General features: G+C 59.6%; 15 protein-coding genes. 7 read left to right on the forward strand and 8 right to left on the reverse strand.

Going from position 1 to position 16,387, the window contains the following annotated elements:
• The first annotated feature begins 147 nt into the window (after positions 1 to 147).
• The gene (locus tag D1823_RS12745) at positions 148 to 1,242 is read left to right on the forward strand and encodes a CaiB/BaiF CoA-transferase family protein (protein ID WP_117872884.1); all 1,095 of its coding nucleotides are present in this window, start codon (positions 148 to 150) and stop codon (positions 1,240 to 1,242) included.
• An 80-nt stretch (positions 1,243 to 1,322) separates the two neighbouring features.
• On the opposite strand, the gene hemE is transcribed toward D1823_RS12745, so the two are convergent.
• Entirely contained in the window at positions 1,323 to 2,357 is a 1,035-nt protein-coding gene (gene hemE / locus D1823_RS12750; RefSeq protein WP_117872885.1) for a uroporphyrinogen decarboxylase, read from the reverse strand.
• Positions 2,358 to 2,463: 106 nt separating this feature from the next.
• Between hemE and hemC the strand changes: the two genes are divergently transcribed.
• Positions 2,464 to 3,429, forward strand: a complete 966-nt coding sequence (hemC, locus tag D1823_RS12755; protein ID WP_117870562.1) for a hydroxymethylbilane synthase — start codon at positions 2,464 to 2,466, stop codon at positions 3,427 to 3,429.
• Positions 3,430 to 3,652: 223 nt separating this feature from the next.
• On the opposite strand, the gene D1823_RS12760 is transcribed toward hemC, so the two are convergent.
• Genes D1823_RS12760 through D1823_RS12790 form a run of 7 tightly spaced genes read right to left on the reverse strand, consistent with a single transcriptional unit; the run spans position 3,653 to position 12,342 of the window.
• On the reverse strand, positions 3,653 to 4,924 hold the full coding sequence (locus D1823_RS12760) for an aspartate aminotransferase family protein (RefSeq protein ID WP_117870565.1): 1,272 nt from the start codon (positions 4,922 to 4,924) through the stop codon (positions 3,653 to 3,655).
• A gap of 1 nt (position 4,925) precedes the next feature.
• Complete coding sequence (locus D1823_RS12765; RefSeq protein ID WP_117870568.1) at positions 4,926 to 6,029, reverse strand: mandelate racemase/muconate lactonizing enzyme family protein; 1,104 nt, start codon at positions 6,027 to 6,029, stop codon at positions 4,926 to 4,928.
• Complete coding sequence (locus D1823_RS12770; protein WP_117870572.1) at positions 6,026 to 7,132, reverse strand: mandelate racemase/muconate lactonizing enzyme family protein; 1,107 nt, start codon at positions 7,130 to 7,132, stop codon at positions 6,026 to 6,028. The genes D1823_RS12765 and D1823_RS12770 overlap by 4 nt, the downstream gene beginning before the upstream one ends.
• The gene (locus tag D1823_RS12775) at positions 7,129 to 8,235 is read right to left on the reverse strand and encodes a mandelate racemase/muconate lactonizing enzyme family protein (protein WP_117870576.1); all 1,107 of its coding nucleotides are present in this window, start codon (positions 8,233 to 8,235) and stop codon (positions 7,129 to 7,131) included. Before D1823_RS12775 ends, D1823_RS12770 begins: the two co-directional genes overlap by 4 nt.
• On the reverse strand, positions 8,232 to 8,810 hold the full coding sequence (locus tag D1823_RS12780) for a dimethylsulfonioproprionate lyase family protein (protein WP_117870578.1): 579 nt from the start codon (positions 8,808 to 8,810) through the stop codon (positions 8,232 to 8,234). Before D1823_RS12780 ends, D1823_RS12775 begins: the two co-directional genes overlap by 4 nt.
• The gene (locus D1823_RS12785) at positions 8,807 to 9,889 is read right to left on the reverse strand and encodes an alcohol dehydrogenase family protein (RefSeq protein ID WP_162896883.1); all 1,083 of its coding nucleotides are present in this window, start codon (positions 9,887 to 9,889) and stop codon (positions 8,807 to 8,809) included. Before D1823_RS12785 ends, D1823_RS12780 begins: the two co-directional genes overlap by 4 nt.
• Positions 9,889 to 12,342: an FAD-dependent oxidoreductase gene (locus tag D1823_RS12790; RefSeq protein WP_117870582.1), complete on the reverse strand. Its 2,454-nt coding sequence runs from the start codon at positions 12,340 to 12,342 to the stop codon at positions 9,889 to 9,891. The genes D1823_RS12785 and D1823_RS12790 overlap by 1 nt, the downstream gene beginning before the upstream one ends.
• A 68-nt stretch (positions 12,343 to 12,410) precedes the next feature.
• Here D1823_RS12790 and D1823_RS12795 point away from each other — a divergent pair, with 68 nt between their 5' ends.
• The 5 genes from D1823_RS12795 to D1823_RS12815 are packed head-to-tail and all read left to right on the forward strand — an operon-like array spanning position 12,411 to position 16,383.
• Entirely contained in the window at positions 12,411 to 13,298 is an 888-nt protein-coding gene (locus D1823_RS12795; protein ID WP_117870585.1) for a MurR/RpiR family transcriptional regulator, read from the forward strand.
• On the forward strand, positions 13,295 to 14,383 hold the full coding sequence (locus D1823_RS12800; protein ID WP_117870587.1) for an aromatic ring-hydroxylating dioxygenase subunit alpha: 1,089 nt from the start codon (positions 13,295 to 13,297) through the stop codon (positions 14,381 to 14,383). The genes D1823_RS12795 and D1823_RS12800 overlap by 4 nt, the downstream gene beginning before the upstream one ends.
• Positions 14,384 to 14,402: 19 nt before the next feature.
• Positions 14,403 to 15,221, forward strand: coding sequence for a hypothetical protein (locus D1823_RS12805; protein WP_117870589.1), 819 nt, complete (start codon positions 14,403 to 14,405; stop codon positions 15,219 to 15,221).
• A gap of 14 nt (positions 15,222 to 15,235) precedes the next feature.
• Positions 15,236 to 15,982: a sulfotransferase family protein gene (locus tag D1823_RS12810; RefSeq protein WP_254683728.1), complete on the forward strand. Its 747-nt coding sequence runs from the start codon at positions 15,236 to 15,238 to the stop codon at positions 15,980 to 15,982.
• 17 nt (positions 15,983 to 15,999) lie between these two features.
• Positions 16,000 to 16,383, forward strand: coding sequence for a carboxymuconolactone decarboxylase family protein (locus D1823_RS12815; RefSeq protein ID WP_117870591.1), 384 nt, complete (start codon positions 16,000 to 16,002; stop codon positions 16,381 to 16,383).
• The last annotated feature ends 4 nt before the right edge of the window (positions 16,384 to 16,387 follow it).

Genomic DNA, 16,387 nt, shown 5'->3' on the forward strand with positions numbered 1-16,387 from the left:
ACCGAGACCCTATCGCGCGGAACCAGCCTGCAACAGGGCAATTTCGCACAACGTGCTGCGCATTTTCTAATGGTTGTCAGAACCATGCTCAATTCCAACTTGCAATCCGTCAACCCACCCGCAAACTCTTCCACAACGGAGGCGCTGATGCTGAATGGAATACGTATTGTCGAAATCGAAGGGCTGGGCCCCGGCCCGTTTGCCGCCATGCAGCTTGCTGATCTGGGCGCCGACGTCATCACGATCCATCGCAAAGGCCAGGCTGTAACCCCGGGCATGCCGAACCGCTCGCTTCTGGACCGCGGCAAACGATCTATCGCACTTGATCTGAAGGACACTGACGATCTGGCGACCGCCCGCCGCCTGATTGACACAGCAGACGCACTGATCGAAGGCTTCCGCCCCGGCGTGATGGAAAAGCTGGGTCTTGGCCCGGATCTTTGCCTGACCCGCAACCCGAAACTGATATATGGTCGCATGACAGGCTGGGGGCAGGATGGTCCATTGGCTGACACAGCCGGACATGACTTGAATTACATCGCTTTGTCCGGCGCGCTCTGGTACGCCTCTCTTCCTGATCAGCCGCCTCAAACCCCGGCCACTTTGGTCGGTGATATTGGCGGAGGAGCCATGTATCTCGTCACGGGCATCCTGGCAGGCTTGATCAACGCACAAAGAACCGGAAAAGGCACCGTGGTTGACGCCGCCATCTACGACGGCTCGGCCCATATGATGAACCTTCTTATGACCATGCGCCAAACCGGAAACCTGTCTGAAACCCGCGGCCAAAGCCTGTTGGACGGCCCGCATTGGAGCCGAACTTACACCTGCGCAGACGGCGGATTTGTTTCGGTCCAATGCCTCGAACCGAAATTCTACGCCCGATTCCTGGAAATTCTGGACTTGTCCCATGACCCGGCGTTCCAGCAACAATACACCCGCAAATTCTGGCCGGACCTGACCCGGCGCCTGGCAGAAATCTTCGCGTCCAGGCCGCGCGAACATTGGGCCAAACTGTTCGACAGGTCAGACGCCTGCGTCGCCCCGGTTCTCAGTCCCGATGAGGCCGCAACCCATCCGATGAATACTGCTCGTCTATCCTGGCGCGAGACAGACGGAACCTTGCAGGCCGCCGCCGCCCCGCGCTTCTCCACACACCAATGGCATCCGAAACCCAGCCCGTCGCGCGGACAACACACCGCCGAGATCCTGAACGAACTCCGAGACCCCAAAAGCGCCTGACCCACTCTTCATCTGGCCGGAAATACCCCGGGGGTGAATTGGCCAGCGGCCAAGAGGGGGCTGGCCCCCTCCCACGCACCCTATCCGCCGCGCACCGTGTCGATCATCAGCTGAACATTCTCAGGATCTGCATCTGGTGTGATTCCATGCCCAAGGTTGAAGATGTGCGGCCCCTTGGAAAACGCCTCAATGATGCGCCGGGTTTCATCCACCAGCGCCTGACCACCTGTCACCATATGCGATGAGGCAAGGTTGCCTTGCACACAGCCATCAACCTGTACTTTCTCAGCAGCCCATTCAGGCGACACGGAATTGTCCAGCGCGACGCAATCCACGCCGGTCGACTTTGCAAACCCTATGTACCCGTCGCCTGCTTCCCGCGGAAATCCAATCACAGGGATACCGGGGTGGCGTTCCTTGATGGCTTGCGTGATCACCCGGCACGGCTCGACCGCGTATTTGCGGAAAGCTTCGCCCTTCAAAGACCCCGCCCAACTGTCAAATATCTTGACCACCTCGGCCCCGGCGTCGATCTGAGCGGACAGATATTCAATCGTTGCCACGGTTATGCGATCCAACAACGCCTCGAACAAAGCAGTATTACCTTCGCGCAGCGCATGGGCGGGACCCTGATCCGGCGTGCCGCGCCCTGCAATCATGTACGTGGCCACAGTCCACGGCGCGCCTGCGAATCCGATCAAGGAGGTTTCGGACGGCAATTCCCGCGACAGAATGCGCACCGTTTCGTACACGGGTGACAATGTATCATGAATCGCGTCAACCGGTTTCAACGCGTCAAACTCGGACTGTTTCGTGATGGTCGACAAACGCGGGCCTTCGCCGGTCACGAACCAAAGGTCAGCGCCCAGCGCCTGTGGCACCAGCAGAATATCGGCAAACAGGATCGCCGCATCAAACCCGTAGCGCCGAATTGGTTGCAAGGTGACTTCTGCTGCCAGTTCCGGGTTATAGCACAAAGACAGGAAATCCCCGGCCTGGGCACGTGTGGCCCGGTATTCCGGTAGATACCGGCCCGCCTGACGCATCATCCAGATCGGCGGCACATTCTGCACCTCACCCGCCAGCGCCCGCAGCAGTTTCTTTGTCTCGGCCATGTTCGCCCCCAGCATTCAGGTTTTGGCAACGGGTCGTCCTTCGGCGGCAATTTGTCAAGCTCAGCCCCCATTGTCAGGGCAATGTGACGCGACTAAAGCTGTGCACATGACTTTGACCCTGCCCACCCCCGCATCGCCCCTCAGAATCGGCACCCGTGGTTCGCCACTGGCTCTGGCTCAGGCCTACGAAACACGCCAGCGCCTGAGCGATGCGTTCGATCTGCCACAGGATGCGTTCGAGATCGTAGTGATCAAGACGACCGGCGACAATCGCGCCATGATCGACGCGGATCGACCACTGAAGGAAATCGGCAACAAGGGCCTGTTCACCAAAGAAATCGAAGAGGCGATGCTGCGCGCCGAGATCGACATCGCCGTGCATTCAACAAAGGACATGCCCGTTGAACAACCCGAAGGGCTGGTACTGGGCACGTTCCTGCCGCGCGAGGATGTGCGCGACGCTTTTATCTCTCCGCGATTGGGCTCGATCCACGATCTGCCCGAGGGGGCCGTGGTGGGCACCTCGTCTTTACGACGCCGTGCGCAGTTGCTGAACCGGAGACCGGATCTGAAAGTGGTCGAGTTTCGCGGAAACGTGCAGACACGGTTGAAAAAGCTGGAAGACGGAGTTGCCGATTGCACGTTTCTGGCGATGGCAGGCATTCGTCGTTTGGGGATGGATGACGTTCCGGCCAGCGCCATCTCTCCTGACGACATGCTGCCGGCGATCGCGCAGGGTACCATCGGCATAGAACGGCGCAGCAACGACATGCGCGCAGCCGAAATGCTGGAAGCGATTCATCACACGGAAACGGGATGGCGCCTGGCGGCCGAACGCACATTGCTGGCCGCGCTGGACGGGTCCTGCGAAACCCCGATCGCCGGCCTTGCCGAACTGGACGGCGACACCCTAAGGTTGCGAGGCCAAGTGCTGCGCCCGGACGGAACGGAAACCGCCAGCAGAGATATGACCGGCCCCGTCGAAGATGGGCCTGAAATGGCCCGCGCGATGGCGGCAGAACTGCTTGAACAGGCAGGACCTGATCTATTCGATTGGAAAAATTCAAAATAAATTTGCTCAGTGTGAACTTGATCACTGTAGCAGGCGGCGCGATCAGGCATTAATGGGACATACCGAAGAGGAAGTCGGGTCAGTCTCGAAAGTATCGAAAAGTTTTCAGATTGCCGGTGTTTTAATCAGTATTCGAGGGGGCGAGACTGACCCCCGGCTTCCAAAGGTAGCGGGTCGCTGTTGGGTTCAACAGCGACCCGTTTACGTTGTACCCGACCCGCGTTCAGGAAATTGCTTCGACAGCGTGACGAACGGCCTCTCTGGTCTGTTCCAGATCCGCTTCGGTAACCGCCAGCGACGGGTACAGTTTGCCCGGAGCTTTGAATATCCCATGCGCCCGCAACGTTGCATTGTAAGCGGCGTTGCGCTTCGGGTCATCATGGTTTGCGCTGCGATAATCCCGACATTCGGCCTTGGTGAAATAAATGTCGAACAAGGTCTCATCGCCGCAGATGCGATGGGCAATGCCTGCCTCATTCAAAGCGTTCGATTGCATCTGTTGCAACTGCCTCCCAATCGAGCGCAGGTGTTCATAGGTGCCTTCGCGCCGCAAAACCTCCATCGTCTTCAACCCCGCAGCTGAGGCAACGGGGTTGCCGGACAAAGTACCCAACTGCATCAGCCAGCCCTCTTCTCCGACTTTCGATTTGTCGAAGTGCGTCATGATCTCGGCACTGGCGCCCAGCGCAGCCAGAGGAAAGCCACCACCGGTGATCTTGCCAAGCGTGCAGATATCCGGGGTCACTCCGTATCGCTCTTGTGCACCGCCGTAAGCCAGTCGGAACCCGGTGACGATCTCATCAAAAATAAGCAGAACACCAAATTTGTCGCATAACGCCCGCAAGCCATGCAAATACCCCGGCTCGGGCGGGATGATCCGCTGCAAGGGTTCGACCATGATCGCAGCGACATCATCATGTTCGTCAAGCAGCGCTGCCACCGCCTCAAGATCATTGAAAGGCGCGATCAGCATCTGCTCGGCCACACTTTCGGGGATACCGGCACTGTCGGGAACGGCCTGAGGGAAATTGACTCGGCGGCTGGGGGCCAGGCTCATCTGTGCCTCGGCGCTCATACCGTGATACCCCCCTTCAAACTTGAGGATCTTGTCGCGTCCAGTGTAGGCGCGCGCCAGCCGCATGGCGTACATGTCTGCCTCGCCCCCAGAGGCAACGAAACGCACCTGCTCGCAACAGGGAACGGCTTCGATGACGGCCTCGGCGAGTTCGATGCCCTTGCTGTTGTTGGCGAAAAAGGTCAGGCCCTTGGGTAGCTGCTCCAGCACCGCTTCCATCACCTCGGGGTGGCCATGGCCCAGCAGCATCGGGCCGGACCCGATCAGATAGTCGATATATTCGTTTCCATCCTCGTCCCAGACACGGCTGCCCTCGCCACGGGCGATGATGATGCCCGGATCGAAGTTGCCGAAACCGCCGGCAGGCAGAACTTCGTTTGCGCGCGCTATCCACTCTGACTGCGTTTGGACTTTCAGCATCTCAATCAATCTCCAAAATCGGGGAGCCAAGAATTTCGAGGTCAGGTGCAACACCTAAGCCCGGACCTTCAGGCGGGGCAATCCGGCCATTTTCACGTTTTGGTGCATCCGGGCAAATACGTGGCGCAACGTAAGAAGAAAGATCGCATGTGTTCATCAGCGACCCCTGCGGCGTGGAAGCGGCAAAATGCAGCGAGGCCGCCGTTACGATATCTGATCCCCATGTGCATTCTGCGCAAATCTCGGCGCCCAGCTGAACGGTCAGATCGCGCGCACGGCGCATCGCTGACAGGCCACCGAATTTCGAAAGCTTCAACGCAACCGCATCCATGCACCCCAATTCATGCGCCCGCATCAGCGATGCAAGATCAAAGGCGTTTTCGTCGATCTTCATGGGCAGACCCGTCGACTGACGGACAGCAGCACAGTCTTCCAGTGTTTTACAGGGCTGTTCCAGCATCACATCCAGATCTGCCACCGCGCGCCCGGTTCGCGTTGCCTGAAGGCGCGATGCCCCGCAGTTCCAGTCGCCATACACAAGCGGTCCAGGTCCCACGGCCTCGCGCATTTTGATCAGCCGCTCGGCATCGGCCTGCCAATCGCCCTCGACTCCCAGCTTGACCTGAAACTGGCGAATCCCGGTTTGGAAAGCCGCCTTGGCAATTCTGGCCATCTCGTCCGGCGCAATGCAGGTGATCGAATGATAGAGCGGCATATCCGCCCGTGTTCGCCCGCCCAGCAATGCGTAAACCGGCACCCCCGCCGCGCGGCCGAACAGATCCCACAGCGCAATGTCCACGATCGACTTCGCGTAGCTGTGGCCTTGCAGAAACCCGTCCAGCTTTCGCATCGGCGCATCGACCCCAATCGGAGAAATCCCGAGAATCTCGGGGCCCATTTCAGCAACGGCCCCCGGTACGCCATCCGCATAGGCTGGCAGATAATGCGGGATCGGGCAGACCTCACCCCAACCTGTCAGACCTGTATCCGTCTCAAGGCGCAGGATATGAGACGTCACGGTCGCACAGGTCTTGCCGTCAGCCATGTGATAGGTTTCATGGCTGGTCAGTTCGATGGACCAGAGCGTTAGCTTGTCAATCCTCAAGCATATTCTCCTACTGGATCACCCAATTTGGCTTCATCAGGATGCACGCCAAGCCCCGGCGCTTCGGGCAGATGCAGATGGCCATCGACATTGCGAGGCCCACGGCCGTCTGCAACATCAACCGTGATCATGTCCTGACAGGCCCAGACCGCGTGGCAATGGTCATCCGGGATCGTGGCGGCCAGATGCAGCGCTTCGGTATCGGCCAGAACCGTTCCGCCGGTGGCCATCACGAATATGTCTATCCCATGGGCCAGCGCGATATCTCGTATCCGCGCGGCCTTGGTCAGGCCACCCACGCGATTCAGCTTGATCCCGAATATCTGGGCCAGACCATCGCGGGCAATCCGGGCGGCATCCTGCAAGGTCACAAGGGACTCGTCCACAGACACCGGAGACGCATGAAGCCCCGAGATCGCCGCGATATCATCCAGTGTTTCACAGGGTTGCTCGAACATCACGTTCAGGTCTTCGCAGGCGCTCATCACCCGCAAGGCCTGCTGGCGCGTCCAGCCACGGTTGACATCATACAGAACAATCTCTCCGGGCTGCCGGATGCTTTCGACATCCCGCACACGGGCAATGTCCCGCTCGACATCACCGCCGATCTTCACCGAATGGGCGATATAGCCGCGCTTGCGATACCGCTCCATGACGTCGCGTGTTTCCTCGACGGTTTTCGCCCCGACCGAGGACGCAATCGGGCGCGGTGTCCGCGATCCGCCGCCCATCAGATCGGCAATCGGCAGACCCGCTGCCTGCCCAGCAATATCCCAGCAGGCCATATCTATGGGGCTTTTGGCATAGAGGTGTCCGGGCAAGGCAATATCCATGGCCCGTTCCACGTCCAAAACCCGACGCGGATCAAGGCCGAGGATGAAGGGGGCCATCGTTTCGATCCCGGCCCGGATGCCTGGCCCGTGCGCGGGTACATAGGTGTGCCCCCAGGGCGTGCCCTCGCCCCAGCCGACCAGACCGGTATCGGTTTCGAGCTTGACCAGCGTCGCATCAAGCCTTTCGAACTTCAGGCGACCCCCGGACAGCCAATATGGATGCTCAAGCGGCAAATCGACCTGAAAAACGGTAATGGTTTCAATCTTCATAGAGCATACTCCGCCACGGGTGCGCCGAGGCTTTCAAAATCAGGGGTTACACCCAATCCCGGCGTATTGGTTGCATAAAGCTTTCCGTCTTTCACGACAGGACCGCCGACGCCCGTAGATCGCGTGTTGTAGTTCATCAGATCCGTGGTGTTCTGCAGGTATTCAGGCGGGGTCGATGCCGCGAAATGGGCGACAACCGAAGACGTGATCTCTCCACCCCAGGTGTCTTCGCTGACCACAGGGATGCGGTTGTCGATCAGGTAGTCTCGTACCCGCCGGGCCTTGCTGATGCCGCCAAGGTTTGAAATCTTGAGACAACAAATCTCTGCCCCCCGGTCCGCGACGATACGCTGAGCCATGTGGATCCCGGTCACGCATTCATCTAGCTTCAGTGGCTGCTCGGCAATCCGGCGCACTTGCTGGCATTCCTCATACGTGCGGCAGGGTTGCTCTAGAATGAAATCCAGATCCCGGGTCTCGCGTGCCACGCGGATCGCATCGTCTACGCGCCAGCCCTGATTGGCATCGGCCATGGCTTTCTCGCCGGGTTTCAGCAACGGTACAGTGGTGCGTATCCGGTCAATGTCACTGGCCCAGTCGCCTCCCACTTTGACCTGAAATTGCTGATAACCCTGTTCCCGGTACTGGTCCATCTCGGCCACGGTGTCCTCTACCGCTTTCTGCGGCGCGACCCGGTACATTGGCGCGCCATTAGTCAGCTTACCGCCCAACAGCATCCAGACCGGCTGATCACACTCCTGACCCAGTATATCCCAGCACGCCGCATCGAACGGGGCCTTGGCATAGCCATGCCCTTGTACCAGATGGTCCATCAGGTGCTCGATCCGCCCCACCTGACGCGGATCTTCGACCAGCAGCTTGCCAGCGACAAGTCGCGCCAGCGCAGTCACACCTTCGGAATGGGCCATCATGTAGTTTTCGCCACAGGGGGTGAACTCACCACATCCCTGCAAACCCGCGTCAGTGTCGACTACCACAACCGAGGCTGTCGCTGTTTGAATTGCATTGCCCGCACCCCAGACATACGTACCGCCGACATAGGGAAGCCCGGTCTGGTAGATTCGGATGCGGGTGATTTTCATGCTGCGTCCATTCTGGGCAAGTCGCCCATCCCTTCGCCGCGCCACAGGACAAAGGTCAGGATCGGTTGGTCCGTCGTGGTCATGGCGTGGCTTTGCCAGCTTTTGTGCTGCCGTATCTGGTTCGGGCCAACGAAGGTTTCATCCTCGTCGCTCCGAAAAACCGCTCCGCCCGCCAAGGTCAGATACAGCTCTTCCGCCTGATGGCTGTGCCAGTCATAGTCCAATCCAGCGCCCCAATATCCCACGTAGCCGCGCAACTGGGTCGAGTGGAAATGCCCGGTCGGTCCGAACAGTTCGTAATACCCATACCGATTCAGGAAATCCGCGCCGACTTCCTCTTCGGTGTATGTGTGTTTCCAGTGCGCCAGATGCGCGCTGGCCTGGATCGCCGCGACCAGATCACGGGTTGGCGCCACGCTATCAAGGCCAAAATCGCCCGCCAGATCGGTCGCCGGTATGTGCGCAGGCTGCAAACTCGTCGGTGTCAGATCGTCCGGCCATGATGCAAACGCGGCAAGGTCAGGATGCGCCTGATGCAATTGGCGGGCCGCCTCGAGAACACCATCCAGCGTCATGGGATCACCACAATATTGCCAGTGTGCTGTTTGGCGATAAAGGCGGCTTGTGCTTCCCGCAGCTCTTCCAATGGGTAGGTCGCAGCCAGCGCCGGTTTGATCTCACCCGCTTCGATGTATTTCACAAGGTTATGCATAACCTGCGGGTCAATCACGGTCGAACCGGTGAAAGTCAGATCGCGCAGATAGAAGGTCCGCAGGTCGAGCTCGACCATCGGGCCTGCAATGGCCCCCGAACAGGTGTAGCGCCCGCCGCGCTCCAGTACGTCGATCAGGTTCGGCCAGTAAGGGCCACCTACCACATCAGCGACCACCGTGATCCTCTCGCCGCCCAGCGCCGACCGCAGGTCTTCAGGTGCGCGGGGCAAAACCAGATCAGGGCCAAGGTCGGCCACGTCGGCGTGTTTGGACTCGGATGCCATCGCAATCACACGCGCGCCACGGCGTTTGGCCAATTGACCCAAGGCACCACCCACCCCGCCAGAAGCTCCGGGCACAAGAACGGTGTCTTTTTCCGTCACGTTGGCACGCGACAGCATCCCTTCGGCGGTAGAGTAAGAACAGGAGAACGTGGCCAGTTCAGCGTCCGACAGGTCCGAGGTGATCGGCACGGCGTTCACCGCCAGTGTTGTGGCATATTCCGCGAACCCTCCATCCCGCTCCGAGCCGAAATACCCGGTCTTGTCCATGTTGCCCGGGTCCGACGGGTCACGCAGCCATCCATCGGTGATGACACGTTCGCCGATCAGCCTAGGATCAACTCCTTCGCCTACGGCCACGATATGACCACAGATGTCAGCGCCCTGAATGCGAGGGAAGGTGATAGGATTGCCGCCCCACGTCGGATCCTCGTCACTGACTTCCTCGAACGCGTCGCCTGTCGTCGCATCGGTCACGGTTTTTGAGTACCAGCCGGATCGCGTGTTGACGTCGGTATTGTTAAGCCCGCAGGCTGCGACCTTGATCAACACCTCGCCGGCCGCGGGATCCGGGCGCGGCCAGTCTTTGTGCAGCACCATTTGTTCCAAGCCGCCATGGCCCATCGTGACCATGGCTCTCATCGTATCGGGCAGTCTCATCATGCGGTCTCCAGTATGGCGTCACTGCGGGGCAGCAAACTGTCGGGATCGTAGGCAGGTTCACCCAGAACACGGGCGGCGCGGGGTTGGCCATGGATCACGACCTCCAGCTCTGTCCCGGCTTTGGCCGCTTCGGGCTTTAGGTAAGCAAAGGCCAGGATTTTGCCGACGGTGTGGCCATAAGCGACCGACGCTGTGGACCCGACGACGCGCCCGTCCAGCAGCACCGCCTCTCCACCATGCCCATCAATCTCTCCATCCGGTTCAATTGAAAGATAGGCACAGATCCAGGGCAGATCGGTGTTGAGCGTCTTGTCCTTGCCCAGATATTCCTTGTCGGTGCGCGCAAAACGCAGCACGTCGGCCTCGGCCAGAGTGACCTCGTTGGTCAGCTCTCCTGCGCCTTTGAAACCCTTTTCCATTCGCATCACGTTCATGGCGAAGCTGCCGTAGTCGGCGATGCTATACGCCTCGCCTGCGGCCCAAAGCGCGTTGTAAACGTCGATGCAGGCGGTGTTGGGCATGTGCATCTCCCAACCCAGTTCCCCGGCATAGGACATGCGGAAAGCCCAGACCTTGTGACCGGCGATGTTGATTTCCTGCGCGGAAAGCCAGCGGAACCTAGCATTGGTCAGATCGGCATCGGTGCAGCGCGCCAGCACATCCCGCGATCGGGGACCGTTCAGCGACAGGGCCGACCAGTCTGCGGACAGGGCAGTTACCTGCACATCCTCATCCGCGCATTGCTGCGCCAGATGATCCAGCAGGCGTTGTTCAAAGAAGGCGGCACAGACCAGATAGAAGCGGTCGTCGGCCATGCGTACAATCGTGGTCTCCAATTCGATACGGCCGCGACGGTTCAGCATGTGGGTCAGTGTGATCGAACCAACCTTCTGAGGCATTCGGTTTGCGGTCAGCCTGTCAAGCAGGGCATAGGCACCCGGCCCCGAAACCTCAACCTTGGTGAAGGCGGTGACGTCCATGACGCCGACGCACTCGCGCACCGCCTTCACTTCGGTCGCCACCATGTCGTCGGCAGGCGTGCGGCGGAAGGAGTAATGGTCGCGCTGTTCCACACCGTCGCGGGCGAACCATCGGGGGCGTTCAAAACCATACACTTCTTCATGCACCGCGCCCTTGGATTTCAGCAGCTCATAGAGCGGCGACGGCTTGATCGGTCGCCCGGCCAGACGGTTGAAATGCGGAAAGGGGATTTCGTGGCGCAGGCAGTAATCTTCCTCGGCCTTGATCACCTGCCAATCCTTCGTGGCATAGCTGCCGAACCGGCGCGGATCGAATTCGCGCATCGAGATATCGGCGGCACCATGCACCATCCACCGCGCCAGTTCGCGGGTCAGACCCGGCCCCCAGCCGATGCCGATCTGCGTCCCACAGCAGCACCAATAGTTCCGAACACCCGGCGCTGGTCCGATCAGAGGATTGCCATCCGGCGGGTGCGAGATCGCCCCGTGAACGTCGCGCTGAATGCCAAGCTCGGCAAAGATCGGCATCCGGTTCAGGCTTTCCTCAAGCCGCGGCATCACCCGGTCGTAGTCCGCGTCGAACAGCCAGTTCTCGTATTCCCACGGGCAATGGTCATGCCAGACCGAGTTCGGGTTCTCTTTTTCGTAAATCCCGATCAGACCGCGCTGCTGTTCCATCCGGATATAGCCCGAGACCTTGCGGTCATCACGGATCACCGGCAGTTCGGTGTCCAGGTTCTGGAATTCCGGCACCGGTTCTGTCACGAAATAATGGTGCGTCATCGAGGTCATCGGCAGTTGCAGCCCCGACCACTCGCCCATTTGCCTTGCATAGGTTCCGCCTGCGTTCACTACATGCTCGCAGGTGATTGTGCCGTTCTCGGTTTCAACAACCCACTCACCGTTCCCGGCCTGCGTGATGTTGGTGGCGCGGCAGCTACGGAAGATGCGGACGCCCTTCTGACGCGCGCCGGTCGCCATCGCCATCGTCACATTGGTCGGGTCCACATGGCCGTCATCCGGCGTATGAAGTGCGCCCAGAACGCCATCGAGATTGTAGAACGGATGCAGTTCAGCCACCTTTTCGGGGCCGACAAGCTCGATATTGAAGCCCAGCGACCGGCCCACCGACAAGGTGTGGCGCAGCCAGTCCATCTCATCCTGGGTATAGGCCAGACGGAACGAACCGCAGCCGTGCCATGTGACGGGTTGGCCGGTTTCAGCTTCCAACCGGCCGGAATACAGCCCGATGTTGTAATCCACGCACTTGCCCAGTCCAATGCTGGACGTCGAATGCGTGATCTGTCCCGCTGCATGCCAGGTGCTGCCGCTGGTCAACTCGGCCTTCTCCAGCAGGACGGTATCACCGCCCCATCCTTCATGCGCCAGATGATAGGCCAGACCGACCCCCATCACGCCGCCTCCGACAATGACCACGCGGGCGTGTGACGGCAGTTCGTTCCCGGACATGATTTTTCCTCTTCCCGAGTCGCGTTTCTGCTCGACAGGCTAATTCCACAAATGTACCATCGTCAATCATGAATGACACAAATGTATCATCAACTGTTCTGGATCGCCTGTCCGAAGAATGGGACGCCCTGACGCCCGAGGCGCAGAAGGCCGCGCGCTACGTGCTGGAAAACCCAACGGACGTTGGGGTTTCTACTGTGCGCGAGATTGCCGAGGCCGCCAGAGTAAAACCGAACACCTTCGTGCGAATGGCCCAGCAGGTGGGGTTCGAAGGCTACGAAGATTTCCGTGCCCCGTTCCGGGATGCGATCCGGCAGGGACGTGTGTCATTTCCGGATCGCGCCCGCTGGTTGCAGGACATCGGCAAGTCAGGGGAACTGGGCGGCCTCTACGCCGATATGATCGGCTCCGCGATCCGCAATATTGAAGAGACCTTTGCCGGGATCGACGCCGCAAAGCTGAAGGCCGCGGCCGAGGATATCTGGAATTGTCGCCAGATTTTCACGCTGGGTGTAGGCGTCAACAATTCGAACGCGCGAAACTTCACCTATCTGGCCTCAACCGGCATGAAGCAGTTTCACGCCATCCCGCGTCCCGGCTCGACCCCGGTGGATGATCTGGCCTGGGCCGATGAGCAGGACGTGCTGATCGCGATCACGTGCCACCCCTATCGCACCGAAGTCATCGAGGCGATCAAGCTGGCCCGACAACAGGGTCTGACCGTCATTGGTATTTCCGACAGTCCGGCCAGCCCGGTGATCCTGAATGCTCATCACGGCTTTGTCGTTGCAGCCGACACGCCGCAGTTTTTTCCGTCATCCGTCTCGACCATCGCCTTGTTGGAAACACTGCTGTCCTTCGTGATCGCCGTGTCCAGCGATGAGATCGTCGAGAGGGTGGAACGGTTTCACCAACGCAGACACCAACTTGGCCTCTACGCGGAGGAGCCCGAATGAACGCACCCCTGACCCACTCACTGGACGCGCGATACTATACCGACCCTGCGATTTTCGAGCAGGAAATACAGGGGCTTCTGGCCCGAACGTGGCAGTTTGCGGGCCATGTCGCGCAGGTCCGGGAAACGGGGGATTACTTTGCGTTTGAGATCGCCGGCCAGAACCTGTTCTGCATTCGCGGCCGCGACGGCGAAATCCGCACCTTCTATAACGTCTGCCAGCACCGCGCGCATGAAATGGTCACCGGCGCGGGCAACACGCGTGTCGTCGTCTGCCCCTACCACGCCTGGACTTATGAGCTGTCCGGTCAATTGCGCGCCGGACCCAACATCAAATCCGTCCCCGGGTTCTACCGCAGCGCCATTTGCCTGACCTCGGTGCGCACCGAAGTGTTCAATGGTTTCATTTTCGTTAATCTCGATGACAACGCCGCCCCGATGGATGAATGGTACCCCGGCGTGCGCGAGGAAATCCGCGCCTTTGTCCCGCAAATCGACGATCTGGAACCGCTAGAATGGGTCGAGATCCCCGAAAACTGCAACTGGAAAGTCAGTATCGAGAACTATTCGGAATGCTACCATTGCCCGACCAATCACCCGACCTTTGCCGAAGGAGTGGTCAAGCCCGAGACCTATGACATTCAGCCGGACGCGGGTGGCGGCTATGTGTTGCGTCACACGACGGAATGCCAAAGCCTCGACAAGATGACCTACCCCATCGACCTGTCGGTACCCCACGCAGGCGATTATCAGTCATGGTTTCTGTGGCCGATGTTCTCGTTCCAGTGTTATCCCGGCAATGTGCTGAACACCTATCACTGGCGCGCGGTTGATGCCGATCACTGCACCGTCTGGCGCGGTTGGTACACCGAAGGCGGCTCGGACAGCGCAGTTATCCGGCAACTGGCGGTCCAGGATCGCGAAACGACGGTCGAGGAAGACATCCGCCTTGTGGAATCCGTTCATCGCGGGCTCAAGTCGCGGGGCTATCGCCCCGGACCGCTTGTTCTGGATCCGGGCTGCGGGGTGATGTCGGAACATTCCATTGCGCGACTTCAGCAATGGATGCGCGAGGCTGTGGATTAGTGGCCGAGGTCGCACGCTGATGCTGATGCCTGAAGTCTGGCGCCCGGAACACAAACTGTTCCCCCATCAGGTCGGGTTCACCTGCCCGCCGTTCGACTTTGACGCCGCGCCCTCGGATTTCCTGCGCATGTGCCCCGAAACCGTGGGCGTTCACGGGTGGATGCTGCACGTGCCAGACTACGTGCACGGATTGGATCAGCGGAGACAGAACTTTGGCATGCTCGAAGACTTCGTGCACTGCATGTCCCGCAACGGTGTGGATGTCTGCGGTCAGGTCGGTTCGAATTGGGTCCATGCCTGCGGGCTGGGCGTGGAAGGCGTTCGGCAACACTGCGAAGACCTGTCAGACAAATATGGCACGCGCTTTCACATGGCCGGATATGCCATGGTCGAGGCACTGCGTGACCTGAATGTCGAAAAGGTTGCCCTGAACGCCGCCTATCATTGGCCGGAATGGTGGCAGGGCACGGCCGGCTTCTTGAAGGAAGCCGGGTTTGATGTGGTCTGGGCCGGGAATTTCCACGATCAGGGCTGGTTCGGCAGTCAGGAAGAGGTCAATTCCTGTCGCTGGGTCTTTGACGGCGATCTGGCACTGAAAAGCTTTGAATATGTGGCCGACAAGGCACCCCGGGCCGAAGCGATCCTGATCAATGGCATGTGCAATTTCCGTACCGGGCCCGGTGGCTTGCCGCAGCGCCCACTGCATCTGGCCGATACCCTTGAAGATGCGCTGGGCAAACCGGTGATTGGTCATGACATCGCGCTTTACTGGCGCGTCTTCAAATCCCTCGGTATCGCACCCGGTACACCGCACGGGCAATTGCTGAAACGTCTTTAGTTATTCGAGAGGCCATGACCATGCACAAAATCCTCGCGCTCTGGGCCGTACCAAGGTCCACGTCAACCGCGTTCGAGTGGATGATGCGGCAACGCGGTGATCTCGACTGCCTGCACGAGCCCTTCGGCGAGGCGTGGTATCAGGGTGAAGACCCGCTTTGGCATCGGTTCCAACCAGGGGACGTGACAACGCCAGGCCTGACATTGGACAGCGTGTGGCTGGACATTCAACAGCGGGCGAAACGGGGGCTGGTCTTCCTGAAGGATTTTCCGCATTACATCAACCACATGTGGAATGCCGGGTTTCTGTCGCATTTCACCCACGCCTTTCTGATCCGGGACCCGGCCAAGACCATCACTTCGATGTACAAACAATGGCCGGACTTTGCCGAAGGCGAGGTTGGCTTTCCCGAACAGCGTGCCCTGTTCGATCTGTTGACCGCACTGAACGGAACTCCGCCGCCGGTCATTGACAGCGATGACCTGCTGGAAGATCCACACGGCATGACCCGGGCCTTCTGTGACGCGGTGGGAATTCCGTTCATCGAACAGGCGCTGAGCTGGGAACCGGGCGGTGATCCGTCCGCCCTCAGTTGGTGGGACGGCGGGTCGTTCCATGGCAACCTCGCGAAATCGACCGGGCTTGCGCCGCAGACACGCACGCATATCGACATCGCGGACGCGCCAGACCGTGTGAAACAGGTGCACCGCAGGATGAAACCGCATTACGATCACCTTTACAAACACCGCCTGACACACTGACACACCGGAGACCCGCAATGGCCGACATTTTCGACGAAGACCTGTTTCTGAAAGGACTGGAGCAAAGGAAGAACACGCTGGGCGAAGAGTATGTGGAGAAAAACCTTGCTGCCGCCGACGACTTCACCCGCCCGTTTCAGGAAGCCATGACGGCCTGGTGCTGGGGGTTTGGGTGGGGCGACGACGTGATTGACGCCAAGACCCGGTCGATGATGAACCTTTCGATGATCGGTGCGCTGGGAAAGATGCATGAATGGGAAATCCACTGCCGGGGCGCCATCAACAACGGAGTGTCAAAGGAAGAAATCCGCGCCATCATCCACGTGGTCGGGATTTATTGCGGCGTTCCTCAAGCGCTGGAGTGTTTTCGCGTGGCCCGCAAGGTGCTGGACGAAATCTGACGAC

Source organism: Ruegeria sp. AD91A (assembly GCF_003443535.1).
Taxonomy (GTDB): Bacteria; Pseudomonadota; Alphaproteobacteria; order Rhodobacterales; family Rhodobacteraceae; genus Ruegeria.

Coding starts and splice junctions, on each gene's coding strand:
- D1823_RS12785 (WP_162896883.1), bottom strand. CDS start 9,889: ATGAGACTGCCCGATACGATGAGAGCCATGGTCACGATGGGCCATGGC.
- hemC (WP_117870562.1), top strand. CDS start 2,464: ATGACTTTGACCCTGCCCACCCCCGCATCGCCCCTCAGAATCGGCACC.
- D1823_RS12775 (WP_117870576.1), bottom strand. CDS start 8,235: ATGAAAATCACCCGCATCCGAATCTACCAGACCGGGCTTCCCTATGTC.
- D1823_RS12805 (WP_117870589.1), top strand. CDS start 14,403: ATGCTGATGCCTGAAGTCTGGCGCCCGGAACACAAACTGTTCCCCCAT.
- D1823_RS12760 (WP_117870565.1), bottom strand. CDS start 4,924: ATGCTGAAAGTCCAAACGCAGTCAGAGTGGATAGCGCGCGCAAACGAA.
- D1823_RS12800 (WP_117870587.1), top strand. CDS start 13,295: ATGAACGCACCCCTGACCCACTCACTGGACGCGCGATACTATACCGAC.
- D1823_RS12770 (WP_117870572.1), bottom strand. CDS start 7,132: ATGAAGATTGAAACCATTACCGTTTTTCAGGTCGATTTGCCGCTTGAG.
- D1823_RS12795 (WP_117870585.1), top strand. CDS start 12,411: ATGAATGACACAAATGTATCATCAACTGTTCTGGATCGCCTGTCCGAA.
- D1823_RS12810 (WP_254683728.1), top strand. CDS start 15,236: ATGACCATGCACAAAATCCTCGCGCTCTGGGCCGTACCAAGGTCCACG.
- D1823_RS12745 (WP_117872884.1), top strand. CDS start 148: ATGCTGAATGGAATACGTATTGTCGAAATCGAAGGGCTGGGCCCCGGC.
- hemE (WP_117872885.1), bottom strand. CDS start 2,357: ATGGCCGAGACAAAGAAACTGCTGCGGGCGCTGGCGGGTGAGGTGCAG.
- D1823_RS12815 (WP_117870591.1), top strand. CDS start 16,000: ATGGCCGACATTTTCGACGAAGACCTGTTTCTGAAAGGACTGGAGCAA.
- D1823_RS12790 (WP_117870582.1), bottom strand. CDS start 12,342: ATGTCCGGGAACGAACTGCCGTCACACGCCCGCGTGGTCATTGTCGGA.
- D1823_RS12780 (WP_117870578.1), bottom strand. CDS start 8,810: ATGACGCTGGATGGTGTTCTCGAGGCGGCCCGCCAATTGCATCAGGCG.